We start from the raw sequence: 21,885 nt of genomic DNA, 5'->3' as shown, positions 1-21,885 counted from the left end.
CTTCAGGGAGCAGCCGACAGTATCCAGTTGAGCGTTTCGCGCCAGTCGGTCATGCGGATCGGCGTGCCATGCGTGCCGGTCTCGAAGCGCACGAAACGCGCCGGATAATTTTTCGATCTGGCGAGGATCGAGCGAAAGAAGGCTTCCTGGTTTTCGACCGGGAAAACCGGGTCCTTGCTGCCCTGCCCGAAGAATACCGGGACCTTGCGCTTGAAGGCGGGGCTGGCGAAGAAGCCTTCGTCCCATAGCGAACCCAGCAGCATCAGCCCGCCGATGCGGTTGCCGGTATCCTTGCGTCCGGCAAGCTTCCAGCATAGCGCGCCGCCCATCGAGCCGCAGGCGACGACGATTTTTGCGCCCGGCGATTGGTCGGCGTAGTGGCCGATCAAGGCGGCCACCTGCGCCGCGCCCTTGTCGCCGAAATCGGAAAAATCGGGCGACAGGTAGAGGCCGTTATTTGCCGCCATCAGGTTCTTGATGCGGTTGAAATTGCCGCCGAAGGTGAAGTCATCAACGCCCTGTTTTCGCGAGCCGCCCTGCCCGTGCAGGTAAAGCACGATGACGCCGGCACCGGCGGTCTTGCCAACCGCGACATGATGGATGGCGCCGGCATCGGTGTTGAGGACGAGATCCTGCTGGACCGAGCGGACGGAGGTCGTGACGTATTTCGCCTGCGCCCGGCGTTCAGGTATCTGGTCACGCCCGTTGATGTCGCGCAATTCGCGGTAGTCGATGACGCGATATTTGCCGCCGTCGCCATTCGACAATTCGGCCGGATAGGCGAACAGGGCGTCCTTGTAGGGTTTGAGGGTCAAGGTTTCGGCGGATGCGGGTGCCGGTGATAGGGTCAGCAGCGTAGAAATGGCCGCCGCCACGATCCTTCGTCGAGCGAAAACCTTCGGCAAAACCACCATCACCCCTGCAACACCCCACCCGCGCGGCTGAGCGCGTCGGGCGTATCCACGTCGATCGCCGCCGCCGCGCCGATTTCCACGTCGATCACGTCCAGCCCTTCGGCCTCGACCAGATGGCGCGCGCCGGTGTCGCCTTCCAGATGCGCAACCGCCGCAAACAGCGAGCGCGGCAGGATGACCGGGTTGCCGCGATGGCCTTCATGCGTAGCGCGCACCACAGATTTGCCCTGAGCGGCGCGGAATGCCTCGATCAGCCGGTCGAGGTCGGCGGTCGAGACGCCCGGCATATCGCCAAGCAGGATCATGGCGCCCGCTGCCTCGCCCGAAACCCTGGCGATGCCGGTCTTCAGCGACGACGACAGGCCGCTGGCGAAATCGGGATTGTCGGCGAAAGAAAGGTCCAGCCCGGCCAATGCTTCCTCCACCCGCTCATGCTGGTGGCCTGTGACGACGATGGTGCCCGATGCCTTCGAGGCCAGCGCGCATTCGGCTGCGCGGCGGATCAGCGGCTTGCCGTCGAAAGAGGCCAGAAGCTTGTTTGGCCCGCCCATGCGGCTGGAGCGCCCGGCGGCGAGCAGCACCACGGGCACTTGCGGGTGCAACGGCACCGGCAGCGGTTCGCGCGGCTGCGGGCGGGTCGGGATTTCCATCAAAAGCCCGCCGACGCCCATGCCGGCAATATCGTCGGCGGTGACGCCGATACCGGAAATCAGGCGGTCCAGCACCCAGTCGAAGCCGTTGGCCTTGGGGCTGCGCGCACAGCCCGGCGCGCCCAGCACCGGCTTGCCGTCGCGCTCGCCCAGCACGAACAGATTGCCCGGATCGACCGGCATGCCCGAGCGATAGACATGGCCGCCAGAGGCCTTGATGGCCGCGGGAATGACGTCGTCGTCGGGATCGCTCATGGCGGAAGCGCCGAACACCAGCACCATGTCGCTTTGGGGGCTGAGTTCCCGGATGGCCTTTTCCACGTCGGCAGCGACATGCGGCGTGCGCATTTCGGCCAGAACGGTGCTGCCGGAGCGCGCCAGCCGCTCCTCGGTCACGCGCAGCGCCTTGTCGAGCACGCTCATCTTGAGGCTGGGCAGCATGGTCTGCACGATGCCAACGGAGAATGGCTTGTAGGCGTGGACGGCAAAAGCCTGCCGGCTGCCGGCCAAATCGAGGATAGTGTCGATGACCGGTCTTGCGACGGCAAAGGGGATGATCTTGACCGTCGCCACCATTTGGCCCGCGATCACCGGCGCGAATTCGGCCAGCGTCGCCAGCGTCACATCGGGATCGACGCGGTTGACGGCATCGACCAGCGCCCTGTCGACGGTAAAGACCCCGTCGCCATCGGCAAAAATGTTGACGCGGCCGGTGGCGGCCGGCTTGGCTGTCGCCGCGGAAAAGCGCAACGCCTCGGCAATGTGGGCAGCGGCGTCGTTCTCCTCGACGTCGTCGGCATCGAGGACGGCGACTATGATCTCGTCAAAGCCCGCGGCGCGCAGGACTTCAACGTCCTCGCCCGTCAGCAGATGCGCCTTGCGGAAGCGCTTTTCGCCGGCAACCGTGGAATGCGCGAGGATCGAGCCTTCCGCCTCGCCGATGGCAACCGGCCCGAATTTCATGCCGCCTCTCCCTTCGCCGGCCGCTGCCCGTCGAGGCCGCGCGTGCGCAGCGCCCGGATCGCCTGCGCCAGCACGGCAACCGCGATTTCAGCCGGGCTGGCCGCACCGATATCGAGGCCGATCGGGGCGTGGATGCGCTCGATCTGTTCGGGCGTGGCACCCATCGCCAGCATGCGCTCGACGCGCTTGGCGTGCGTCTTGCGGCTGCCAAGCGCACCGATGTAGAAGCAGCCGGCATCAAGCCCGGCCTTCAGCGCGAAATCGTCGATCTTCGGATCGTGCGTAACGAGAATCAGTCCGGTGAAGGTGTCGAGCGGCCTGTGCTTCAGCACATCCTGCGGCCATTCGGCATGCAGCGTGATATCGGGAAACCGTTCCGGGCTGGCGAAGGCGGTGCGCGGATCGATGATCTCGACCGGAAAGCCGGCGATCTTGGCCATCGGCGCCAGCGCCTGGCTGATATGCACCGCGCCGATGATGACCAGGCGAGCATGCGGCAAATGGGCGTTGAGGAAATAGTTTTTGCCGCCGGCTTCGACCGTGCCCGACTTGCCGCTCTGGAACGCTTTTTTTACGGCCTCGCCAAGCTCGCCTTCGATGGCGTCGGCCTCGTGCACGATCCGGTCGCTGCCCTCGTCAAGGTCGGTAACCAGCATGACCGCGCGACGGGATCGGCGCTCGGCGTTGAGGGTTTTCAGCTTGGAAATATCCATCTTGGCACCATTTCAAAATACGTCAGGGCATGGCGAGAATCGGGAGATTCGAGAACCGGAGCGGAGCGTACATTCGGGTACGTGAGCACCGGAAGCGCAGAATATCGCGATTTGCAGTCCGCCCTCCCGCATTTTGCTCATCCCACCCGCTCCACATAAACCTTGATCGTTCCCCCGCACGACAAGCCGACCTGGATGGCGGTTTCGTCGGCTACGCCGAATTCCAGCATGCGCGGCTTGCCGCTTTCCAGCACTTCCATCGCCTCCGTCACCACCGCGCCCTCGACGCAGCCGCCGGAGACGGAGCCTTCGAAATTGCCTTCGGCGTCGATGACCAGATGGGAGCCGACCGGGCGTGGGGCGGAACCCCAGGTCTGCACCACGGTGGCGACGGCGACCTGCTTGCCGGCGTTCATCCAGCCTTCCGCGATCACCAGCGGATCGCGGGCTTCATCCAGGGCGTTTTCCATATTTTTCTACTCCAAAAATTATGCGACGCGCTTCGCATCCATCCAGCGGCGCGGATCGACGGAGCGCACCGATTTCTTGTCCAGTGAAGCGCACAGATCGGCCAGCGCATCGAGATTATGCACCGAACGGAACTCGTCGACATGCGGCAGCATGGCGCGCACGCCGCGCGCCTTTGGCTCGAACCCGTCGAAACGCAGCAGCGGGTTGAGCCAGATCAGCCGCCGGCAAGACTTGTGCAGACGCTCCGTCTCCTCCGACAGGCCATCGACATCGTCGCGTTCCAGCCCGTCGGTAATGAGAAGAACCACCGCGCCCTGCCCCAGCACGCGCCGCGACCACAGCCGGTTGAACTCGTAAAGCGTGTCACCGATGCGGGTGCCGCCCGACCAGTCCTTGACCGTCGCGGAACAATCGGCCAGCGCGTCGTCGGGATCGCGGTGGCGCATCTGGCGGGTCAAATTGGTCAGCCGTGTGCCGAAGACGAAGGTATGGACGCGCCGGCGCTTTTCGGTCAGCGCATGCAGGAAATGCAGGAAGATGCGGGTGTACTGGCTCATCGAGCCGGAAATATCGGCCAGCACGACCAGCGGCGGATGCACCTCGCGCACCGAGCGGAATTTCGGCAGGATCAGTTCGCCGCCGGTGCGCGCGGACGCCCGCATCATGGCGCGCGGATCGATGCGGCGGCCATGCGGATCGGGCTTGAAACGCCGCGTCGCGACCAGATCGAACGGCAGGCGCAGTTGCGAGATCGCCTTCCTGGCTTGCGCCATTTCGGCGGCATCCATCTGAGCGAAATCCTTGCCCCGCAAAACCTCATTACCGGAGAAAGTCAGCCGCGCATCGACCTCGATTTCGGGCACTTCGCGAATGGGCTGATTCTTCTGATGGCCCTCGAACAGCGCCTGACTGACGCGGTTTTCCGCCGCGCGCGGCTTGACCTGCTCGCGGTTGTCAGGAGCGACTGGCGAAAACATCGCCAGCATCTTTTCTATCAATTCTCGCGACTTCCAGTACAGGCGAAACGCCTCGTCAAAGGTGGCATGGTCCTCGTGGCGCGAAACCAGAACGGCGTGCAACGTCCAGTAAAAATCGTCGCGTGAGCCGATGCCGGCGGCCAGCACCGCCTCGATGGCGTCCTTGACCGAGGCCGGGCCGACCCGCATGCCCGCCTTGCGCAGCGCACGGGCGAAATAAACGATATTGTCGGCGATGCGGCCTTCGGGGGCGGCTTGCTTCGGATCAAGATGCTGCCCGGTCATCGCCTATTCCGCCGCTGCAAGCTCGGCCTTGACCTCGTCGAGGATGCGCCGGCCTTCGCCTTGTCCGATGCGGGCGATGTCGTCCTGGTATTTCAAGAGCACGCCGATGGTGTCGGAAACGGTTTCGGGGTCGAGCGCGATCTTGTCGAGTTCGGTCAGCGCGCCGGCCCAGTCGATGGTTTCGGCAACGCCGGGCACCTTGAACAGGTCGATCTGGCGCAAGCGCTGCACGAAGGAAACCACTTCGGCCGAAAGTCGGCTGTTGGCCTGCGGCACCTTCGTGCGCACGATTTCCAGTTCGCGCTGGGCGTCGGGATAATCGACCCAATGGTAGAGGCAGCGCCGCTTGAGCGCGTCGTGGATTTCGCGGGTGCGGTTGGTGGTGATGATGACGATGGGCGGTTCTTCCGCCTTGATCGTGCCCAGTTCCGGCACCGTGACCTGGAAATCGGACAGGATTTCCAGCAAAAACGCCTCGAACGCCTCGTCGGTGCGGTCGAGTTCGTCGATGAGGAACACCGGCGCCTCGCCCGCCTTGCCGGTCAGCGCATCGAGCACGGGGCGGCGAATCAGGTATTTTTCGGAAAAGACATTGCGTTCCATGGCGGAGCGTTCGACCTTGCCGGAGGCCTCCTCCATGCGGATCTCGATCATCTGCGCGGCATAATTCCACTCATAGACCGCCGACGAGATGTCGAGACCTTCATAGCATTGCAGCCGAATCAGACGCCGGCCAAGCGCCTGCGCCAGCACCTTGGCGATCTCGGTCTTGCCGACGCCCGCCTCGCCTTCGAGGAACAGCGGCCGCTTCATGCGCAGCGACAGGAACAAAACGGTCGCCAGCGAGCGGTCGGCCACATAATCCGCGCCGGTCAGAAGAGCGAGTGTCTCGTCGATCGACTGCGGTACGCCACGCGGTCTGGATTCGGTCATTTCTTCTCCCGGACGCCGTCCTACAGGACGTGATAGTCCCGGCCATGATAGATCAGCGGCTTGAGGTTATCCCCGGTGCGCAGGCCTGTCACCTTGCCAAAAAGCACACGATGAGTCGCCAGGTCCTTGGTGTCGATCACTTCGCAGTCGAACGCGACAAGTGCGTCAGCCAGGGTGGGCACGCCGGTCGAAATGGTGTCCCATTTGCCGAGCGCGAAGCGCTCTTCCATCGACAGGCCGGTAATGCCCGAAAAGCCGACCGACAGCGCCTTGTGGTGCGAGGACAAGGTGTTGAGCGCGAAGCAACCGTTCTGCACGAACAACTCGTTTTTGGCATTCTCGCGGTTCAGGCAGACAAGGATGGTCGGCGGCGCATCCGATACCGAGCAGGCGGCGATCACCGTGGTCCCGCGCTTTCCGGCCGGGCCATCGGTCGTCACAATGTGGACGTGGCCGGCAAACAGGCTCATTGCGTCGCGATAAGCCTGCGGCCCTATGTCATTCTTTTTCAGCATTAACGATTACCCAAGGCCACGAACCCTACCGCTATATATGGACGGATGGCGCGGGCGGCAAGCAAACTGCGCATATGGTAAAGCAACATTGCCGTGTTGCACGAGGGCGAGCCAGCCTTTAGGGCTGGATCGGAATTCAGCTATCGGCATGAAGCGGTGAGGCGGATGAACACCGGTGCGAAAAGGGTTTTTACACCCGGATGCGATTAACGATCCCCACATTGGCTGTCATAGCCGGATTTTTGCTGACAGCGGGCGCGCAGGCTGAGCCGCTCGCCATCGGCGTGGCCGCTCCAATTTCCGGTTCATCCGCGCCGCTTGGCCAACAGGTCGTGGCCGGAGCGACGCTGGCCGCCAAGGCGAACGGCGCTTCGCTTACCGTTGCCGATACCGCCTGCTCGGCGGATGGCGGAACGGACGCCGCCAAAAAATTCGTTGCGGCCAAGGTCGGCGTCGTCGTCGGCTTCCTGTGCACGGAAGCCATCGAAGCGGCCCTGCCCGTGCTGAAGGACGCCGGCATACCGGTCGTCACCGTCGGCGTGCGCACCGACAGCCTGACCGATGGGCGTGAAAAAACCGGCTGGCCGGTGTTCCGGCTCGGGCCTCGTGGCGACGACGAGCGCAATGCCACTGCCGCACTCCTGACAAAATTTTGGAGCGGCGAACTGTTCGCCATCGTCGATGACGGCACCATCTATGGCCGCGAACTGGCCGAAACGCTGCGCGCCGTGGCCGAACAGGCCGCGCTGAAGCCGGTGTTCATGGATAATTTCCGACCGCAGATGGACAACCAGATCGGGTTGATCGGACGGTTGAAGAAAGCGGGCGCGACGCGCGTATTCGTCGGCGGCGACGGCTCCGATGTGGCGGTGATGGGCCGCGACGCAGCCAAGCTTGACGCCAACATAGTGTTCGCCGGCGCGGAGGCGCTGCGCGCCGACCACGACGATTTGCCCTATGCGCCCGGCACGCTGATGATCGCGCCGCCCGAATGGGCGGAAATGGCCGACAAACCCGTGCTGGACGCGTTCGCCGCCGCCGATATTATCCCGGAAGGCTACGTGCTGCCGGCTTATGCCGCGGTGCAGATCGCCGTGGCGGCGGATGCAGCGGCGCAAGGCTCGGCCAGAAGAATCACCGATTTGCTGGGCAGCCAGGACTTTTCGACCGCCATCGGGCCGATCCGCTTTAATGAAAAAGGCGACCTGTCGCAGAACCCCTATCGGCTGTTCCGCTTCGACGGGACGCGCTTCGTGCCGGTGGAGGCAAACTGATGATTCGGGCCGGTCCCAGAAATCTCATCACCGACGTTGCCGGCCTGCAGGTCGGCAACGCTTCCGACCCACGACTGAAATCGGGCGTCACCGTCATTTTGTGCGACGAACCGGCCACGGCCGGCGTGCAGGTGCTGGGCGGAGCGCCGGGCACGCGCGAAACCGATCTGTTGGAGCCGCACAACACGGTCGAGGCAATCCATGCCGTCGTGCTGTCGGGCGGTTCGGCATTCGGGCTCGATGCCGCGTCGGGCGCTCAGGCGCGGTTGCGCGAGCGGGGAGTAGGTTTCGAGGTCGGCGGCTTTCGCGTGCCGATCGTGCCGGCGGCGATCCTGTTCGACCTCAAGAATGGCGGCGACAAGGAATGGGGCCGCTACCCGCCCTATCGCGAATTGGGGTATGAGGCCGCGTGCAATGCAAGCACGGATTTTGCTATCGGAACAGCGGGTGCCGGCACCGGCGCGCTGACGGCCGGCCTCAAGGGCGGGCTGGGTTCGGCTTCGAGTGTGCTTGCCGGCGGTGTTACCATCGGGGCGCTGGTCGCGGTCAACCCGGTCGGCTCGGTCACGGTCGGCAAAACACGGCATTTCTGGGCCGCGCCCTTTGAGATCGGCACCGAATTCGGCGGGCTTTCCTACCCGTCGCCCATGCCTGACGATGCGAAAAACGTGATCCTGAAATTTCGCGACAAGCGATTCTGGGACACCACCCAGTCCGGGACGCAATCGGGCGCAAACACCACGATTGCCGTCATCGCCACCGATGCCGTGCTGAGCAAGGCGGCGGCCAAGCGGCTGGCCATGGCAGCCCATGACGGGTTCGTGCGCGCCATCTGGCCAACGCACACGCCGTTCGACGGCGACCTGGTCTTTGCGCTGGCGACAGGCAAAAGCGGCATCGTGCTATCGGAAAACGATGCCATTGACCTCTATGCGCAGGCCGGAGCCACGATGGCGCGCGCCATCAGCCGCGGCGTATTTTCCGCCACGGCCGATGAAAACGATTTGTTTGCGGTGTGGTCGTCGCGGTGAGCGCGGCCGATCAGGTCCGGTCGGATTTTTCTTCCTCGAACTCGTTCGCCACGACATCGGAATTGGCAGAAAGGCGTACCTTGTCGCCCTCGACTTCTGCGATCAGACTGGCTGGAATATAGTGGTGATGGCCCTTGTGACTGCCCTGCCCGCTGTCTTGCCGCGTCAGCTTGATCCTGTCGCCCTCGATATGGTCCACGGTGCCGACATGGACGCCGTCGGCGCCGATTACTTCCATACGCTCGCGGATTTTCGATGTATCGGTCATGATGGTTCTCCGTTGGAATTCCGCAAGTCAACGGATGATGCTGGAATTGGATGCATGGAAATAGTGTGGAACCGCTAGTTCGATCCGCCGGGGAAGCCCGCCTTGCGCCTGGCAGGCGCGGCCGCTTGCGAACAGCGATAGGGCGGGCGCTGCCCTCGCTTTCCACAGCCTTGTTCGGCGCGGTGCTATGGGCGGCCGCGATGGGCGCCAGCGCGTTGACCGTCCTGCTGATGGACGACTGGCAGACATTGGCGAACATCCGCTTTCTTGCGCTGTTGTTTGCGGCAGGCGGGGCGCTCGCCTTCCCGTCTGGCCTGTTTTTTGCACGGCTGATCTCTGCCGGCAGAGGCAGCGAAACCGCCTTCGCGGCGGCATTCCTGTCGCTGCTGGTCTGTACCGTGGCCATTACCTGCGGCCTGTATGCCCTGCAATACCGCCTCTATTATGCCGAATGGCATGCGCCGGCCCTTTCCTTCGTCTGGTTCCTGGAGATGGTATTCACAGCCGTGGCGGCAGCGGCTCAATTCGCTGTCCTGGGCGTTCGCCTGTATTTCCCCGTCGGTTTCATCGCGCTTTTTGCGGCCGGCATCTGGTTTGCGCGCCAGCCGCGTTGAGCATTTTGCTCCCCTCTGATAGGACGCGGCCACGATCCCTCCACCAAGGACACGCCCGCCATGATCCCTCGCTATTCGCGGCCCGAAATGGTCGCCATCTGGTCACCGGAAACGCGCTTCCGCATCTGGTTCGAGATCGAGGCGCATGCCTGCGACGCATTGGCCGAACTCGGCGTGATCCCCAAGGAAGCGGCAAGGACGATCTGGGAGAAGGGCGGGGCCGCGGTATTCGATGTTGCCCGCATCGACGAGATCGAAAGCGTCACCAAGCATGACGTCATCGCCTTCCTGACGCATCTGGCCGAATTTGTCGGGCCGGATTCGCGCTTCATCCACCAGGGCATGACCTCGTCGGACGTGCTAGACACCTGCCTGGCCGTGCAAATGACGCGGGCCGCCGACCTTCTGCTGGCCGATATCGACGGCCTACTGGCGGCGCTGAAGCGGCGCGCCTTCGAGCACAAGGACACCGTCACTATCGGCCGCAGCCACGGCATCCACGCGGAACCGACCACCTTCGGCGTCAAACTGGCGCAAGCCTATGCGGAGTTTTCCCGCGCCCGCGAGCGGCTGGTTCACGCGCGCGAAGACATCGCCACCTGCGCGATTTCCGGGGCTGTCGGCACTTTCGCCAATATCGACCCTTATGTGGAGGAGCATGTCGCTGCAAAACTCGGTCTGAAGCCGGAGCCGGTGTCGACGCAGGTGATCCCGCGCGACCGCCACGCCATGTTCTTCGCCACGCTCGGCGTCATCGCCTCTTCCATCGAGCGGCTTTCCATCGAAGTTCGCCATTTGCAACGTACCGAGGTGCTGGAAGCGGAAGAGTATTTCGCGCCGGGCCAGAAAGGCTCGTCGGCCATGCCGCACAAGCGCAACCCGGTGCTGACCGAAAACCTGACCGGCCTAGCCCGCATGGTGCGCTCCTACGCCCTGCCGGCCATGGAAAACGTGGCGCTGTGGCACGAGCGCGACATTTCGCATTCCTCGGTCGAACGCATGATCGGGCCGGACGCGACGGTGACGCTCGATTTCGCGCTGGCGCGGATGACCAGCGTCATCGACAAACTGCTGGTCTATCCCGACAACATGCTGAAGAACATGAACAAGTTCCGCGGCCTCGTGCATTCGCAGCGCGTGCTGCTGGCGCTGACTCAGGCCGGCGTTTCCCGCGAGGACTCCTACCGGCTGGTGCAGCGCAATGCCATGAAGGTATGGGAGCACGGCGCTGATTTCCTTGAGGAACTGCTGGCCGACAAGGAAGTGACGGCCGCCCTGCCCGAAGCCAAAATCCGCGAGAAATTCGACCTCGGCTATCACACCAAGCATGTCGATACGATTTTCAAGCGGGTGTTCGGGGAAGCGTAGGCCTCCGTCGCATTTGGTGGAAGCGTCGCGGCATCAAAGGCAGCAAAACCGGCTCAGGAAATTCAGCTTGAGTAAAACCTCAAGCCGCCTTGTCCGGCACCGTGCGAATAACCGTCCCCCAAGGGTCCTGGGACGTCGATGCGCTTGTCGCGTTGGCCGAGCGCATCTCGACCCATGACAGGCCGGTTCGGCCTGCATCGCGCGGTCCTGCGCCGGCGCTGTGCCAGGTGTTGGCGCCGATGTGGTGATGATAACCACCCGAGGACAGGAACACCGCCTGCGAGCCGTATTTCGCCGCCGTGTCGAAGTTGAACTGCTCGTGCCACCACGCTTCCGCCGCGCGCGAGTCGCCGACGCGCAGGTGGACATGGCCGACCACGGTGTTTTCAGGCGCGCCCTGCCAGCCGGCGTCTCCGGCCGGGACCGAGCCGACGACGCCCGGAATATCCATGCGGTCGGTCGCCATGGCGACCTGCCCGTCGGTCCATTTCCAGCTTTCATGCGGTCGGTCGACGTAAATTTCGATGCCGTTGCCTTCGGGGTCGGTCAAATAGAGCGCTTCGCTGACGATATGGTCCGAGGCGCCCTCGATCTGGATTTTTTCCGCGATGGCGTGGTTGATCCAGCGGCCGAGATCGGCACGCTCCGGCAGCAGGAACGCGGTGTGGAACAGGCCGGCGCTGCGCGGATCGTCCGGCTTGGCGGCGGGGTCGTTTTCAATGACCAGCAACGGCCGGTTGGCCGCACCCAGCGTAATAGACCCGGCGTCGCGGGAAAGCTCCTGCAGACCGACGACGCTGCGGTAGTAGGCGGCGAGCGCGTCCGCGTCGCGGGCTTTCAGGCCGACGCGTGAAACGCTCACCGGGGTCGTGGCGGCAAAAGGCAGTTTGTCCATGTCAGGCTCCATTGGCGCGGCACCCGCTTATGCTTCCGTGATCGGAAAGCCGGCGCTGCCGGGGGTTGTTCGTCGTGTCGAACGCATTGTCGTCGTTGGCAACGAGCGCTCGTTTGTCTGCCTGAAGATCGGTGATCGCCATCGTTCACACAAGACAGCAAAAATCGAACATGGTGTTCACAATTCCGTACCGACGCTGGTGCCTCGCCCGTTGCAAGCGGCGGCGCGGCTCGCTACATGCGAAGCATGAAAGTCAAGGACGCAGATATCCTCATCGTGCCGGGCTATACCAATTCCGGCCCCGACCACTGGCAGACCCGCTGGGAAGGCAGGTTGTCGAGCGCGCGGCGCGTGGAACAGGCCGAATGGTCGAAGCCGGTGCGCGCGGACTGGGTGGCCAATGTGGCGAAGGCGGTGAACGCCGCGGAAAAGCCAGTCGTCCTCATCGCCCACTCGCTGGGCGTACCGGCGGTGATCCAGGCCATTCCGGAATTCGTGAAGCCGATCGCTGGCGCATTCCTGGTGGCGGTTCCCGATGTCGCCAATCCGAAACTTAGGCCGAAGCATTTGATGACCTTCGGCCCCTATCCGCTCGAAAAACTGCCGTTTCCATCCATGCTGATCGCCAGCCGCAACGATCCGTTCTGCGTCTTCGACGTAGCGGAAAACCTTGCTTCAACATGGGGATCGCTGCTGATCGACGCGGGCGAAGCCGGCCACATCAACGCCGATTCCGGCCACGGCCCATGGCCGGAAGGATCGATGACCTTCGCCAGCTTTCTGAGCAAGCTTTAGGGTTCAGCCAACACCCCTCATCCGTCTCGCCGCTACGCGTCGATCCACCACCCTGGGCGAGTCACGGGCCTCGCCCGCCCTTCGGCCCCACAAGGGGAGAAGGCAAGACTGGCGCGCGATTCTATTCCTTCTCCCCTTGTGGGAGAAGGTGGCGCCGCAGGCGACGGATGAGGGGTGCTGGACGAAACGCGCGCAACATCACGCGCTCAACGAACTACGCGTCGATAGACGCTCTCACATTGGCGAGCGCGCTTTTTGCGCCGGCCGCGATCAGGCTGTGTTCGGAACCGAAGGCAAGCAGCCGGTAGCCCATCTTCACCATGCGTCCCGCAATCGCCGGGTCCATGATGTAGATCGCGGCGTATTTGTCGGCCTTGCGGGTGCGTTCGACAATGGACTGGACCGCCCCCATCATGTCCTCAAGCGTCGAATCGACCTGGCCGCCATTCGTCCAGGCGATGGAGAAATCGGAGGGGCCGACGAAAATCCCGTCTATGCCGGGCACGTCGAGGATGTCGTCGAGCGCATCCAGCGCCGCGCGGGTCTCGATCATGGCGAAGGCCAGCGTGCGCTGGTTGCTTTCATGCAGCCATTCGGCCTGGCTTCCCTTGCCGTGGCGCGGGAAGGCGTAGGTCGGCCCCCACGAACGCTGCCCAAGCGGCGGATATTTCATCGCCGTCGCGAAGGCTTTTGCATCGGCGACCGAATTCACCATCGGCGCAATCACCGCCTCAGCACCGAAATCGAGCGCGCGGCTGGCCATGTCGAAGCGGCCGACGGGAATGCGCACCAGCGCCGGCTTGCCTGCCGCCTGGATGGGCGCGATGCAGCGCAAGACGCTGTCCTCGCCGTGGCCGCCATGCTGCATGTCGAGCGTGACCGCATCGAAGCCTTGCCTGGCGACGATCTCGACCGTCAAGGCATCCGGCACGCCCGACCAGGCCGTGCATAGCGTTTCATCGGCAGACAGACGGGCCTTCAGGGGCATGACAATTCCTCGCTCATCGATTCCAGCATCACCCGGAAACCGCTGGAAAGGCAAAGAAAACCGTCCGCGAGAAGCGGACGGTCGATTGGTCCAGCGATTGCGCCTTATGCGGCCTTAGCTGTTCTTGACCTGCTCGGCAGCGGTTGCCATCAGTTCGTCCATGGTACGGCGGATCTGATGGTCGGACTGTTCGACGCCGGCTGCATCGAAATCCTTGCGGACCTTGCGAAACACGTCATGGTCGCCGGCTTCCTCGAAGTCGGAATTGATCACTTCCTTGGCATAGGCATCAGCATCGGCCCCGCTCTTGCCGAGCTTTTCGGCGGCCCACAGGCCAAGCAACTTGTTGCGGCGTGCTACGGCGCGGAATTTCTGCTCCTCGTCCAGCGCGAACTTGCGCTCGAACCCTTCCTGACGGTCTTTCATGTTGCTCATGGGGTGGCCCTCCGGGTCAAAATGCCGATTCGATGACGATAGATATGTGTACCTTATGCACAAACCAAAAGGGCAACGATCGGTCAATATGTTCCGTCAGCAAGAAGCCGTGAAAGCGGTGGTCGAGCGGATTTGCCGATTGAGCAAACGGCGCGTTTGCGATAGACCCCGGATTGAAACTTTCCGCCGCAGCCTTAGTTCATGCAGGGCGCTACGCAGATTGCCGAGTGCCCGCTCAGATTTCAGAGAAAATTCATATGAAAAATCGCCGCCGCATTTATGAAGGCAAGGCCAAGATCCTCTATGAAGGGCCGGAACCGGGAACCCTTATCCAGTTCTTCAAGGACGATGCGACCGCCTTCAATGCCAAGAAGCACGAAATCGTCGACGGCAAGGGCGTGCTCAACAACCGCATCTCAGAGCACATCTTCAACCATCTCAACCGCATGGGCATCCCGACCCACTTCATCCGCCGGCTCAACATGCGCGAGCAGCTGATCAAGGAAGTCGAGATCATCCCGCTGGAAGTCGTGGTGCGCAACGTTGCCGCCGGCTCGCTGGCCAAGCGCCTCGGCATCGAGGAAGGCACCGTGCTGCCGCGCTCGATCATCGAGTTCTACTACAAGGCCGATGCGCTGGACGACCCGATGGTCTCCGAAGAGCACATCACCGCCTTCGGCTGGGCCTCGCCGCAGGAACTGGACGACATCATGGCGTTGGCCATCCGCGTCAACGACTTCCTTTCCGGCCTGTTCATGGGCGTCGGCATCCAGCTCGTCGATTTCAAGATCGAATGCGGCCGCCTGTTCGAGGGCGACATGATGCGCATCGTGGTGGCCGACGAGATTTCGCCCGACAGCGCCCGGTTGTGGGACGTGGCGACGCAGGACAAGCTCGACAAGGACCGCTTCCGCCGCGACATGGGCGGGCTGGTCGAAGCCTATCAGGAAGTGGCCCGCCGCCTCGGCATCATGAACGAGAACGAGCCGCCGCGCCCGAGCGGGCCGGTGCTGGTCGCCTCGACCGACGGCCCGAAAGGCAAGCCGCACTGATAATTTTTGCGCGTAAAATGCAGGAGCACCGCGTCAAGTGATAAAAGCCCGCGTCACCGTAACCCTCAAGAATGGCGTGCTGGACCCGCAAGGCAAGGCGATCGAGCATGCCCTGTCCGGTCTCGGCTTCGACGGCGTCGGCCAGGTCCGGCAGGGCAAGGTGTTCGACCTCGAGCTTGCCGCCACCGACAAGGCCAAGGCCGAAGCCGACCTGAAAGCCATGTGCGACAAGCTGCTGGCCAATACGGTGATCGAGAATTACGCGGTGGAGATCGCCTGAGGTGAAATCAGCCGTTGTCCTCCTCCCTGGCCTCAACCGCGACCGCGACCTGATCGCGGCGCTGACCAAGATTTCCGGCACGCCGCCGCTCACCGTGTGGCAGACCGACACGGAAATTCCCGATGTCGACCTCATCGCCATTCCCGGCGGCTTTTCCTATGGCGACTATCTGCGCTGCGGCGCGATTGCGGCGCGCATGCCGGTCCTCAAGGCCGTCGCCGAAAAAGCGGCCAAGGGCGTCATGGTCATCGGCGTCTGCAATGGCTTCCAGATCCTGGTCGAAGCCGGCCTGCTGCCCGGAGCGCTAATGCGCAACGCCTCGCTCAAATTCGTCTGCCGGCAGGTGAAGCTGCAAATCGCCAACGCCAACACCGCCTTTACCCGCAACTACCAGCCGGGCCAGGTCATCTCCTGCCCGGTCGCGCATCACGACGGCAATTATTTCACTGATGCCGAGACGCTTGCCCGCATCGAAGGCGAAGGCCAGGTGGTGTTCCGCTATGCCGAAGGCACCAACCCCAATGGCTCGATCAACGACATTGCCGGCATCGTCAATGCGCGCGGCAACGTGCTTGGCCTGATGCCGCATCCGGAAAACCTGATCGAAGCGGCCCATGGCGGTTCGGACGGACGCGCGCTGTTTGAAAGCGCGCTTGGCATCGCCGCCTGACCGCATCGCCCTTATTCATCCCTTCAAGAGACGGTACGGACGCATGAATACACTTTCAGCCATCGCCCGCGCCGCGCTCCTGGCTGTTGCCGGCCTGGCGCTGGCCTCGTGCCAGTCGGGCACCAAGACGCCTGCGGCCAGTTCGGGCAAAAGCGCATCGCTGAAAGCCATGGAACAGGTGGCGATTGCCGCGCACCGATGTTGGATCGCCTCGAAGGACCCCGCCTTCAAGGCCTACAGCATGGCCAACGAACTGAACAATTTCGGCGGCACGCCGCGCTTCCTGCTGGTGCCGGCCAAGCATTATGGCGGAAAGCCGCTGCTCGTGGTGCAGGCTACCGGTAGTTCGAGCCGCGTCGAGGTGTTCGGCCCCTTGATGAGCGAGCCGCTGGGCGGGCGCATCGGCTCCGACATCGCCCGCTGGCAGAGCGGCAGCAGTGACTGCGGTGCGACCGTATAGCTCTTTCCGCACGGGCCTGATGCTTTCGGCGCACCGGCCCGCAACAGCTTTACCAGCGTAAAAGGCGTTTGCCGACTTCCCGAATCAACGCTGTTGAGTGCAAATCCGTATCGGGGTTTGCTGGTTAGGGTTTGCAAGTGGCGTCCAAACAGACCATTCATCCGAAAGCTGTGCCGTGGCTGACCGCCGGGGCAATGCTGTTCGGCGTCGGATTGCTGATCGGATGGTGGTATCAGCCTTACCCTGAACTCATCGCCACCGTTTTCAGCGAGAACGGCCCGGTCGAGACGCTTGAGATGGTCGCACTGACGTCGGCGGCAGCGTTGTTCGTCTTTCGCGCGGCACGTTCCAACGACCCGATCGGCACGATGTGCATTCCAATCGCCCTGGTTTTGGCGAGCGCGATCGTGCGCGAAACACCACGCTGCGACAGTTCATTCTACGATGGCGGCATGTGCTTTCCCGATCAGCAATGGAAAAACGTTACCATAGGGCTATTCTTGACCATCGCGGCCATCGCGCTGTTCATCAGACGACGGCACTTTTTCGCCGTGTTCTCGATCCAGAGAATCCATGTGTTCTGGCCGATCTGGATTTCGGCCCTGCTCCTCATCAGCGCGGAGATCAGCGAAAGGTACGGCGTGATGGGCACGGAAGAAGTGGTGGAGTTTTTCGCCTATTTTTATCTGGCGTGCTTCGGCGTCTGGATGCAGCGGAATACATGACGGGACAAACGCCCCTGCGGGTCGGTTTCAGTCATTTCTCCAGCCATCGGGGGTGTATCCGCCCGGCGCATACGCTATGAGGACGCGGACACACAAGCTGGACGCGACCCTTGCGATGACGATTTCCAATACTCTCCCGATCACCCCTGAACTGATCGCCGCGCACGGGCTGAAACCCGACGAATACCAGCGCATCCTCGATCTGGTCGGGCGCGAGCCGACCTACACCGAGCTTGGCATTTTTTCGGCCATGTGGAACGAGCACTGTTCCTACAAATCATCTAAGAAATGGCTGCGCACGCTGCCCACCACCGGCGACGTGGTCATCCAGGGGCCGGGCGAGAATGCCGGCGTGGTCGATATCGGCGACGGTGACTGCGTCGTCTTCAAGATGGAGAGCCACAATCACCCGTCCTATATCGAGCCCTATCAGGGGGCGGCGACCGGCGTCGGCGGCATCTTGCGCGATGTGTTCACCATGGGCGCGCGGCCGATCGCGGCGATGAACGCGCTGCGCTTTGGTGCGCCCGATCATCCCAAGACGAAACATCTGGTGGCGGGCGTCGTTTCCGGCGTTGGCGGCTACGGCAACGCGTTTGGCGTGCCGACGGTCGGCGGCGAGGTCAATTTCGATGCGCGCTACAACGGCAATATTTTGGTCAACGCCTTTGCGGCGGGCCTAGCCAAGACCAACGCCATCTTCCTGTCGGAAGCAAAGGGCGTCGGCCTGCCGGTGGTCTATCTCGGCGCCAAAACCGGCCGCGACGGTGTCGGCGGCGCGACCATGGCTTCGGCCGAATTCGACGACAAGATCGACGAGAAGCGCCCGACCGTTCAGGTCGGCGATCCCTTCACCGAAAAATGCCTGCTCGAAGCCAGCCTCGAACTGATGGCGTCGGGCGCGGTCATCGCCATCCAGGACATGGGCGCTGCCGGCCTGACCTGCTCGGCGGTGGAAATGGGCGCCAAGGGCGATCTCGGTATCCTGCTTGACCTCGACACCGTGCCGGTGCGCGAAGAACGCATGAGCGCCTACGAGATGATGCTTTCCGAAAGCCAGGAACGCATGCTGATGGTGCTGCGCCCTGAAAAGGAAGCGCAAGCCAAGGCCATCTTCGTCAAATGGGGCCTGGATTTCGCCATCGTCGGCAAGACCACCGACGATCTGCGTTTTCGCGTCACGCATCAGGGCGAGGTAGTCGCCAATTTGCCGATCAAGGATCTGGGTGACAAGGCCCCCGAATACGACCGACCATGGGTCGAACCGAAGAAGCCGGCACCGCTCGCCGCCGACGACGTGCCGCAGGCCGATGTCGCCGATGCGCTGCTGAAGATGCTGAACGGACCGGACCTCTCCTCGCGGCGCTGGGTTTGGGAGCAGTATGACACGCTGATTCAGGGCAATTCGCTGCAACTGCCCGGCGGCGACGCCGGCGTGGTGCGCGTCGAGGGCCATCAGACCAAGGCGCTGGCGTTCTCCTCCGATGTGACGCCGCGCTATTGCGAGGCCGATCCGTTCGAAGGCGGCAAGCAGGCGGTGGCCGAATGCTGGCGCAATCTGACCGCGACCGGTGCGCTACCGCTGGCGGCCACCGACAATTTGAATTTCGGCAACCCGGAACGGCCTGAAATCATGGGGCAACTGGTTGCCGCGATCAAAGGCATCGGCGAAGCCTGCCGCGCGCTCGACTTCCCGATCGTGTCGGGCAACGTCTCGCTCTACAACGAGACCAACGGTCAGGGCATCCTGCCGACCCCAACCATCGGCGGCGTCGGTCTCATCGACGACTGGGCGCATATGGCGCGCGTCGGCTTTGCCGGCGAGGGCCAGACGATCCTGCTCGTCGGCGCGCCGGATTGGTTGGGTGCGCATCTCGGCCAGTCGATCTATATGCGCGACATTCATGGTCGCGCCGACGGTCCGCCGCCGCCGGTCGATCTCGCGCATGAGAAGAAGGCCGGCGATTTCGTGCGCGGCCTGATCCGCTCCGGCCAGGCAACCGCCGTCCACGACCTGTCCGATGGCGGGCTGGCCGTGGCGCTTGCCGAAATGGCGATGGCGTCGGGCATCGGCGCGGTCGTCGACCAGTTCAACGACGGCGATCCGATCCCGCAATTCTTCGGCGAGGATCAGGGCCGCTATCTGGTGACTCTGGCCTTCCCGGCGACTGACGCACGTTTCGAAGCGCTGCAGGCGCAGGCCCGGGAACTGGGCATATCCGCTCCGCAAATCGGCACGTCCGGCGGCAGCGAATTGAAACTCGGCAATGCGCGTGCGATACCTGTCGGCGAACTGACCACAGCTCACGAATCATGGTTCCCCCGCTTCATGGGAACCTGAGCAAGGAACAAAAAGCATGGCCATGGACGCGCACGACATCGAAAAAATGATCAAGGAAGGCATTCCGGACGCCCAGGTGACGATCCGCGACCTTGCCGGCGATGGCGAGCATTATGCGGCGGAAGTGGTGGCGGAAAGCTTTCGCGGCAAGAGCCGCGTGCAGCAGCACCAGATGGTCTATGAGGCGTTGAAGGGCAATATGGGCGGCGTGCTGCATGCGCTGGCGCTACAGACCAGCGCGCCGGACTGACAGCTTAACCCCGACTGACCCGCTACGGAGCGGCCGATCCGATGGCGCCGTCCTGCCCAAGCGGCGCCATACGATCAGGGCTGAACCCGGCGAAATCGCTTGCAGGAAACGGCCCTGCGGTCATCAGGCTGAAATCGTAGGCCGCGCGCCGGTCCGGCCCCAGCACATACTGCCTGTGCATGCGCAGGAAGTCCCGCTTGATCCTGTTATGGCGCTCGGGCGTGAGCATGTGCTTGAAGCGGATGAACAGGATGCGCGCCTGCGGCAATTCCGCGAAGGCTGCCGCTTCCACGACCTTGGCCCGATAGAAGTTGATCACATCGGTCAGGCACTGCACGTCCAGCCAGAAAATATCGGGACAGCGCGCGATGACGCCGACGCGGCGACGCAACACTTTTGCGGGTTTCAGCACCGAACATTGCAGGACCGCGCCACCGAGCGTTGCGAAAACGACGGTCTTGCCGGCGAGAATGTCCGGCTCCCGTTCCAGCAGCGCACCGATGACATGCACGGCGACGGATGATCCCATGCTGTGCGACGTGACCAGATATTCGTCCGCCGCCTCTCGAAAGGCCGCGCGGGCGGCGGCAACGCATTCTTCCAGCCGGGCGTTTGCGGCTGCATCATCCATGCAGGCAAGCGAAACCGCCAGCCCCCAATCGTCGAACTGGTGCAGCGCGTGCATACGCTCAGCCCAGGGCAGGAAAAGCCTGAAGAATATCAGCAGGGCCGCAGGCAGGCTCCAGATGAAATTCCACACCGGCAAGCCGAACAGGACGGGCAGCGATGCGGCGCCCATGAGCGCGGCAAAGCCGGCTGCGACGAACAGGAACGGAAACAGGAAGAACAGCCCGAAGCGCCAGGCGTGGCGAAAATAGCCGACCAACCCGCCATGCCAGACCACCCGCACGGCACTGCGATAGCCCGCGGCCAGCCGGGCAAGCGGCGATCTGGCCTTCAGCGTGGCGATCAGGCCATCGTGATCGAAAAGATGGACATGGCTTTCCGTGCGCCAATCCGGCCCCGACGCCTGGACCGAAAAGGCCGGCGCATTCTTGTCGCCACCGAGCGGTCCGGCCTCGATCCGGCAATTCCAAACCTGGGCGCTTTGCATGGCCGAGCGCGCGTAGCGGCTACGATGCGCCTCGGCATCCAGCGGCTCGAAGCCCGGAAAATGCAAAACAACCCTTTTCCTGATCTCGGGCCTTTTCCTGATCTCGGGCATCCGTCTCTTCTTGTCTCGGGTATCGGCAAAAGCGCCTCAGAACCGCCGCATGCGCGGAATTTTCTCGAAGATTCCCAAACGCGCCGCGTTCGCTATCTCGCCTCTTTCGCGGTCGAAAGCAACGGCCGGCGGCGCGGCGCGATGCCGGAGAAAACGGCATGATCACCTATCGCGGAAACCCTGCCCGCGTCCGCCACCAATCGCCGCATCGCCCGACTCTTCAGCTATTTTGATCGAGCTATTGGCAAAACACTATGGAAATACCCTGCCTGCATGTTATCTAGGGGGCAACAATGCGGTTCGGACCTTGAATCCGGATAACAAGGGAATTTCGATATGAGCGCCATCAACGATTACATCAACAGCGAAGTGAAGAGCAGCGACGTGGTGCTGTTCATGAAGGGTACGCCCGGCTTCCCGCAATGCGGCTTTTCCGGCCAGGTCGTGCAGATTCTCGACCACATCGGAGCTGACTACAAGGGCGTCAACGTGCTCGATTCGGCCGAACTGCGGCAGGGCATCAAGGAATACTCCAACTGGCCGACCATTCCGCAGCTCTATGTAAAGGGCGAATTCGTAGGCGGCTGCGACATCGTGCGCGAGATGTTCCAGGCTGGCGAATTGCAGTCGTTCCTCGTTGAAAAGGGCGTCAGCGTCAAAGGCGCCGCCTGAACATTGCATGATCGGGCCGCCCCGCCCGATTGCCACTTCGCTTCCCCTGCAGGGGACAACAGACAACGATGCGCCGGCCAACCGGCGCATTTTCGTTTGAACGATCGGACCCGTCATGGAT

26 protein-coding genes are annotated in these 21,885 nt (G+C 63.0%); 14 read left to right on the top strand and 12 right to left on the bottom strand.

Annotated features, from left to right (window positions below):
- Window positions 1-2: 2 nt before the first annotated feature.
- The 7 genes from ACX3P1_RS11945 to ACX3P1_RS11915 form a co-directional block, all read right to left on the bottom strand.
- On the bottom strand, window positions 3-914 hold the full coding sequence (locus ACX3P1_RS11945) for an alpha/beta hydrolase family protein (protein ID WP_459079785.1): 912 nt from the start codon (window positions 912-914) through the stop codon (window positions 3-5).
- Entirely contained in the window at window positions 914-2,527 is a 1,614-nt protein-coding gene (locus tag ACX3P1_RS11940) for an NTP transferase domain-containing protein (RefSeq protein WP_459079784.1), read from the bottom strand. Before ACX3P1_RS11940 ends, ACX3P1_RS11945 begins: the two co-directional genes overlap by 1 nt.
- Window positions 2,524-3,240 carry an XdhC family protein gene (locus ACX3P1_RS11935; protein ID WP_459079783.1) on the bottom strand — a complete coding sequence of 239 codons (717 nt, stop codon included), beginning with the start codon at window positions 3,238-3,240 and terminating at the stop codon, window positions 2,524-2,526. Before ACX3P1_RS11935 ends, ACX3P1_RS11940 begins: the two co-directional genes overlap by 4 nt.
- A 137-nt stretch (window positions 3,241-3,377) precedes the next feature.
- Window positions 3,378-3,710 carry an XdhC family protein gene (locus ACX3P1_RS11930; RefSeq protein WP_459079782.1) on the bottom strand — a complete coding sequence of 111 codons (333 nt, stop codon included), beginning with the start codon at window positions 3,708-3,710 and terminating at the stop codon, window positions 3,378-3,380.
- 18 nt (window positions 3,711-3,728) lie between these two features.
- A complete protein-coding gene (locus ACX3P1_RS11925) occupies window positions 3,729-4,973 on the bottom strand; it encodes a vWA domain-containing protein (RefSeq protein ID WP_459079781.1) in 1,245 nt (414 codons plus the stop codon).
- Between the two features lie 3 nt (window positions 4,974-4,976).
- Window positions 4,977-5,906, bottom strand: coding sequence for an AAA family ATPase (locus tag ACX3P1_RS11920; protein ID WP_459079780.1), 930 nt, complete (start codon window positions 5,904-5,906; stop codon window positions 4,977-4,979).
- A gap of 20 nt (window positions 5,907-5,926) precedes the next feature.
- Complete coding sequence (locus ACX3P1_RS11915) at window positions 5,927-6,421, bottom strand: flavin reductase (protein ID WP_459079779.1); 495 nt, start codon at window positions 6,419-6,421, stop codon at window positions 5,927-5,929.
- Between the two features lie 200 nt (window positions 6,422-6,621).
- Between ACX3P1_RS11915 and ACX3P1_RS11910 the strand changes: the two genes are divergently transcribed.
- Complete coding sequence (locus tag ACX3P1_RS11910; protein ID WP_459079778.1) at window positions 6,622-7,695, top strand: ABC transporter substrate-binding protein; 1,074 nt, start codon at window positions 6,622-6,624, stop codon at window positions 7,693-7,695.
- Window positions 7,695-8,726 (top strand): P1 family peptidase, encoded by a 1,032-nt coding sequence (locus tag ACX3P1_RS11905; protein WP_459079777.1) that lies wholly within the window; start codon window positions 7,695-7,697, stop codon window positions 8,724-8,726. Before ACX3P1_RS11910 ends, ACX3P1_RS11905 begins: the two co-directional genes overlap by 1 nt.
- A 10-nt stretch (window positions 8,727-8,736) precedes the next feature.
- On the opposite strand, the gene ACX3P1_RS11900 is transcribed toward ACX3P1_RS11905, so the two are convergent.
- Window positions 8,737-8,994 (bottom strand): DUF2171 domain-containing protein, encoded by a 258-nt coding sequence (locus ACX3P1_RS11900; protein WP_459079776.1) that lies wholly within the window; start codon window positions 8,992-8,994, stop codon window positions 8,737-8,739.
- A gap of 125 nt (window positions 8,995-9,119) precedes the next feature.
- Here ACX3P1_RS11900 and ACX3P1_RS11895 point away from each other — a divergent pair, with 125 nt between their 5' ends.
- Both ACX3P1_RS11895 and purB read left to right on the top strand, forming a co-directional pair.
- Entirely contained in the window at window positions 9,120-9,608 is a 489-nt protein-coding gene (locus ACX3P1_RS11895) for a hypothetical protein (RefSeq protein ID WP_459079775.1), read from the top strand.
- A 60-nt stretch (window positions 9,609-9,668) separates the two neighbouring features.
- On the top strand, window positions 9,669-10,976 hold the full coding sequence (gene purB / locus ACX3P1_RS11890; protein ID WP_459079774.1) for an adenylosuccinate lyase: 1,308 nt from the start codon (window positions 9,669-9,671) through the stop codon (window positions 10,974-10,976).
- Window positions 10,977-11,055: 79 nt separating this feature from the next.
- On the opposite strand, the gene ACX3P1_RS11885 is transcribed toward purB, so the two are convergent.
- Entirely contained in the window at window positions 11,056-11,871 is an 816-nt protein-coding gene (locus ACX3P1_RS11885) for a VOC family protein (protein WP_459079773.1), read from the bottom strand.
- On the opposite strand from ACX3P1_RS11885, the gene ACX3P1_RS11880 reads away from it, so the two are divergent.
- Together ACX3P1_RS11880 and ACX3P1_RS11875 are read left to right on the top strand one after the other, a co-directional pair.
- Window positions 11,864-12,121: a hypothetical protein gene (locus ACX3P1_RS11880; protein ID WP_459079772.1), complete on the top strand. Its 258-nt coding sequence runs from the start codon at window positions 11,864-11,866 to the stop codon at window positions 12,119-12,121. The genes ACX3P1_RS11885 and ACX3P1_RS11880 overlap by 8 nt on opposite strands.
- The gene (locus ACX3P1_RS11875; RefSeq protein ID WP_459079843.1) at window positions 12,118-12,666 is read left to right on the top strand and encodes an RBBP9/YdeN family alpha/beta hydrolase; all 549 of its coding nucleotides are present in this window, start codon (window positions 12,118-12,120) and stop codon (window positions 12,664-12,666) included. The genes ACX3P1_RS11880 and ACX3P1_RS11875 overlap by 4 nt, the downstream gene beginning before the upstream one ends.
- A 214-nt stretch (window positions 12,667-12,880) precedes the next feature.
- Here the strand turns inward: ACX3P1_RS11875 and ACX3P1_RS11870 are convergent, their stop codons facing one another.
- Together ACX3P1_RS11870 and ACX3P1_RS11865 are read right to left on the bottom strand one after the other, a co-directional pair.
- Window positions 12,881-13,654 carry an HpcH/HpaI aldolase family protein gene (locus ACX3P1_RS11870; protein WP_459079771.1) on the bottom strand — a complete coding sequence of 258 codons (774 nt, stop codon included), beginning with the start codon at window positions 13,652-13,654 and terminating at the stop codon, window positions 12,881-12,883.
- Window positions 13,655-13,768: 114 nt separating this feature from the next.
- Window positions 13,769-14,089: a DUF1476 domain-containing protein gene (locus tag ACX3P1_RS11865; RefSeq protein WP_459079770.1), complete on the bottom strand. Its 321-nt coding sequence runs from the start codon at window positions 14,087-14,089 to the stop codon at window positions 13,769-13,771.
- A 257-nt stretch (window positions 14,090-14,346) separates the two neighbouring features.
- On the opposite strand from ACX3P1_RS11865, the gene purC reads away from it, so the two are divergent.
- The 7 genes from purC to ACX3P1_RS11830 all read left to right on the top strand — a co-directional run bounded on the left by purC (window position 14,347) and on the right by ACX3P1_RS11830 (window position 19,867).
- Window positions 14,347-15,141 (top strand): phosphoribosylaminoimidazolesuccinocarboxamide synthase, encoded by a 795-nt coding sequence (gene purC / locus ACX3P1_RS11860; RefSeq protein ID WP_459079769.1) that lies wholly within the window; start codon window positions 14,347-14,349, stop codon window positions 15,139-15,141.
- Between the two features lie 37 nt (window positions 15,142-15,178).
- Window positions 15,179-15,421 carry a phosphoribosylformylglycinamidine synthase subunit PurS gene (gene purS, locus ACX3P1_RS11855; protein WP_459079768.1) on the top strand — a complete coding sequence of 81 codons (243 nt, stop codon included), beginning with the start codon at window positions 15,179-15,181 and terminating at the stop codon, window positions 15,419-15,421.
- A 1-nt stretch (window position 15,422) separates the two neighbouring features.
- Window positions 15,423-16,091 (top strand): phosphoribosylformylglycinamidine synthase subunit PurQ, encoded by a 669-nt coding sequence (purQ, locus tag ACX3P1_RS11850; protein WP_459079767.1) that lies wholly within the window; start codon window positions 15,423-15,425, stop codon window positions 16,089-16,091.
- A 43-nt stretch (window positions 16,092-16,134) separates the two neighbouring features.
- The gene (locus ACX3P1_RS11845; RefSeq protein ID WP_459079766.1) at window positions 16,135-16,551 is read left to right on the top strand and encodes a hypothetical protein; all 417 of its coding nucleotides are present in this window, start codon (window positions 16,135-16,137) and stop codon (window positions 16,549-16,551) included.
- Between the two features lie 137 nt (window positions 16,552-16,688).
- The gene (locus tag ACX3P1_RS11840) at window positions 16,689-17,276 is read left to right on the top strand and encodes a hypothetical protein (protein ID WP_459079765.1); all 588 of its coding nucleotides are present in this window, start codon (window positions 16,689-16,691) and stop codon (window positions 17,274-17,276) included.
- 115 nt (window positions 17,277-17,391) lie between these two features.
- Window positions 17,392-19,617 (top strand): phosphoribosylformylglycinamidine synthase subunit PurL, encoded by a 2,226-nt coding sequence (purL, locus tag ACX3P1_RS11835; protein WP_459079842.1) that lies wholly within the window; start codon window positions 17,392-17,394, stop codon window positions 19,615-19,617.
- Between the two features lie 16 nt (window positions 19,618-19,633).
- Entirely contained in the window at window positions 19,634-19,867 is a 234-nt protein-coding gene (locus ACX3P1_RS11830; RefSeq protein ID WP_459079764.1) for a BolA/IbaG family iron-sulfur metabolism protein, read from the top strand.
- A gap of 22 nt (window positions 19,868-19,889) precedes the next feature.
- On the opposite strand, the gene ACX3P1_RS11825 is transcribed toward ACX3P1_RS11830, so the two are convergent.
- Window positions 19,890-21,092, bottom strand: a complete 1,203-nt coding sequence (locus ACX3P1_RS11825) for a hypothetical protein (RefSeq protein ID WP_459079763.1) — start codon at window positions 21,090-21,092, stop codon at window positions 19,890-19,892.
- Window positions 21,093-21,428: 336 nt separating this feature from the next.
- On the opposite strand from ACX3P1_RS11825, the gene grxD reads away from it, so the two are divergent.
- Window positions 21,429-21,764: a Grx4 family monothiol glutaredoxin gene (gene grxD, locus ACX3P1_RS11820; RefSeq protein WP_459079762.1), complete on the top strand. Its 336-nt coding sequence runs from the start codon at window positions 21,429-21,431 to the stop codon at window positions 21,762-21,764.
- Window positions 21,765-21,885 lie beyond the last annotated feature (121 nt).

It is taken from the genome of Mesorhizobium sp. A623, assembly GCF_054489405.1.
This window is presented reverse-complemented; position numbering and strand designations above follow the sequence as displayed.

Excerpts from the sequence above, each read along its gene's own strand:
- ACX3P1_RS11945 (WP_459079785.1), bottom strand. The coding sequence starts at position 914 with ATGGTGGTTTTGCCGAAGGTTTTCGCTCGACGAAGGATCGTGGCGGCG.
- ACX3P1_RS11940 (WP_459079784.1), bottom strand. The coding sequence starts at position 2,527 with ATGAAATTCGGGCCGGTTGCCATCGGCGAGGCGGAAGGCTCGATCCTC.
- ACX3P1_RS11935 (WP_459079783.1), bottom strand. The coding sequence starts at position 3,240 with ATGGATATTTCCAAGCTGAAAACCCTCAACGCCGAGCGCCGATCCCGT.
- ACX3P1_RS11930 (WP_459079782.1), bottom strand. The coding sequence starts at position 3,710 with ATGGAAAACGCCCTGGATGAAGCCCGCGATCCGCTGGTGATCGCGGAA.
- ACX3P1_RS11925 (WP_459079781.1), bottom strand. The coding sequence starts at position 4,973 with ATGACCGGGCAGCATCTTGATCCGAAGCAAGCCGCCCCCGAAGGCCGC.
- ACX3P1_RS11920 (WP_459079780.1), bottom strand. The coding sequence starts at position 5,906 with ATGACCGAATCCAGACCGCGTGGCGTACCGCAGTCGATCGACGAGACA.
- ACX3P1_RS11915 (WP_459079779.1), bottom strand. The coding sequence starts at position 6,421 with ATGCTGAAAAAGAATGACATAGGGCCGCAGGCTTATCGCGACGCAATG.
- ACX3P1_RS11910 (WP_459079778.1), top strand. The coding sequence starts at position 6,622 with ATGCGATTAACGATCCCCACATTGGCTGTCATAGCCGGATTTTTGCTG.
- ACX3P1_RS11905 (WP_459079777.1), top strand. The coding sequence starts at position 7,695 with ATGATTCGGGCCGGTCCCAGAAATCTCATCACCGACGTTGCCGGCCTG.
- ACX3P1_RS11900 (WP_459079776.1), bottom strand. The coding sequence starts at position 8,994 with ATGACCGATACATCGAAAATCCGCGAGCGTATGGAAGTAATCGGCGCC.
- purB (WP_459079774.1), top strand. The coding sequence starts at position 9,669 with ATGATCCCTCGCTATTCGCGGCCCGAAATGGTCGCCATCTGGTCACCG.
- ACX3P1_RS11885 (WP_459079773.1), bottom strand. The coding sequence starts at position 11,871 with ATGGACAAACTGCCTTTTGCCGCCACGACCCCGGTGAGCGTTTCACGC.
- ACX3P1_RS11875 (WP_459079843.1), top strand. The coding sequence starts at position 12,118 with ATGAAAGTCAAGGACGCAGATATCCTCATCGTGCCGGGCTATACCAAT.
- ACX3P1_RS11870 (WP_459079771.1), bottom strand. The coding sequence starts at position 13,654 with ATGCCCCTGAAGGCCCGTCTGTCTGCCGATGAAACGCTATGCACGGCC.
- ACX3P1_RS11865 (WP_459079770.1), bottom strand. The coding sequence starts at position 14,089 with ATGAGCAACATGAAAGACCGTCAGGAAGGGTTCGAGCGCAAGTTCGCG.
- purC (WP_459079769.1), top strand. The coding sequence starts at position 14,347 with ATGAAAAATCGCCGCCGCATTTATGAAGGCAAGGCCAAGATCCTCTAT.
- ACX3P1_RS11845 (WP_459079766.1), top strand. The coding sequence starts at position 16,135 with ATGAATACACTTTCAGCCATCGCCCGCGCCGCGCTCCTGGCTGTTGCC.
- purL (WP_459079842.1), top strand. The coding sequence starts at position 17,392 with ATGACGATTTCCAATACTCTCCCGATCACCCCTGAACTGATCGCCGCG.
- ACX3P1_RS11830 (WP_459079764.1), top strand. The coding sequence starts at position 19,634 with ATGGCCATGGACGCGCACGACATCGAAAAAATGATCAAGGAAGGCATT.
- ACX3P1_RS11825 (WP_459079763.1), bottom strand. The coding sequence starts at position 21,092 with ATGCCCGAGATCAGGAAAAGGCCCGAGATCAGGAAAAGGGTTGTTTTG.
- grxD (WP_459079762.1), top strand. The coding sequence starts at position 21,429 with ATGAGCGCCATCAACGATTACATCAACAGCGAAGTGAAGAGCAGCGAC.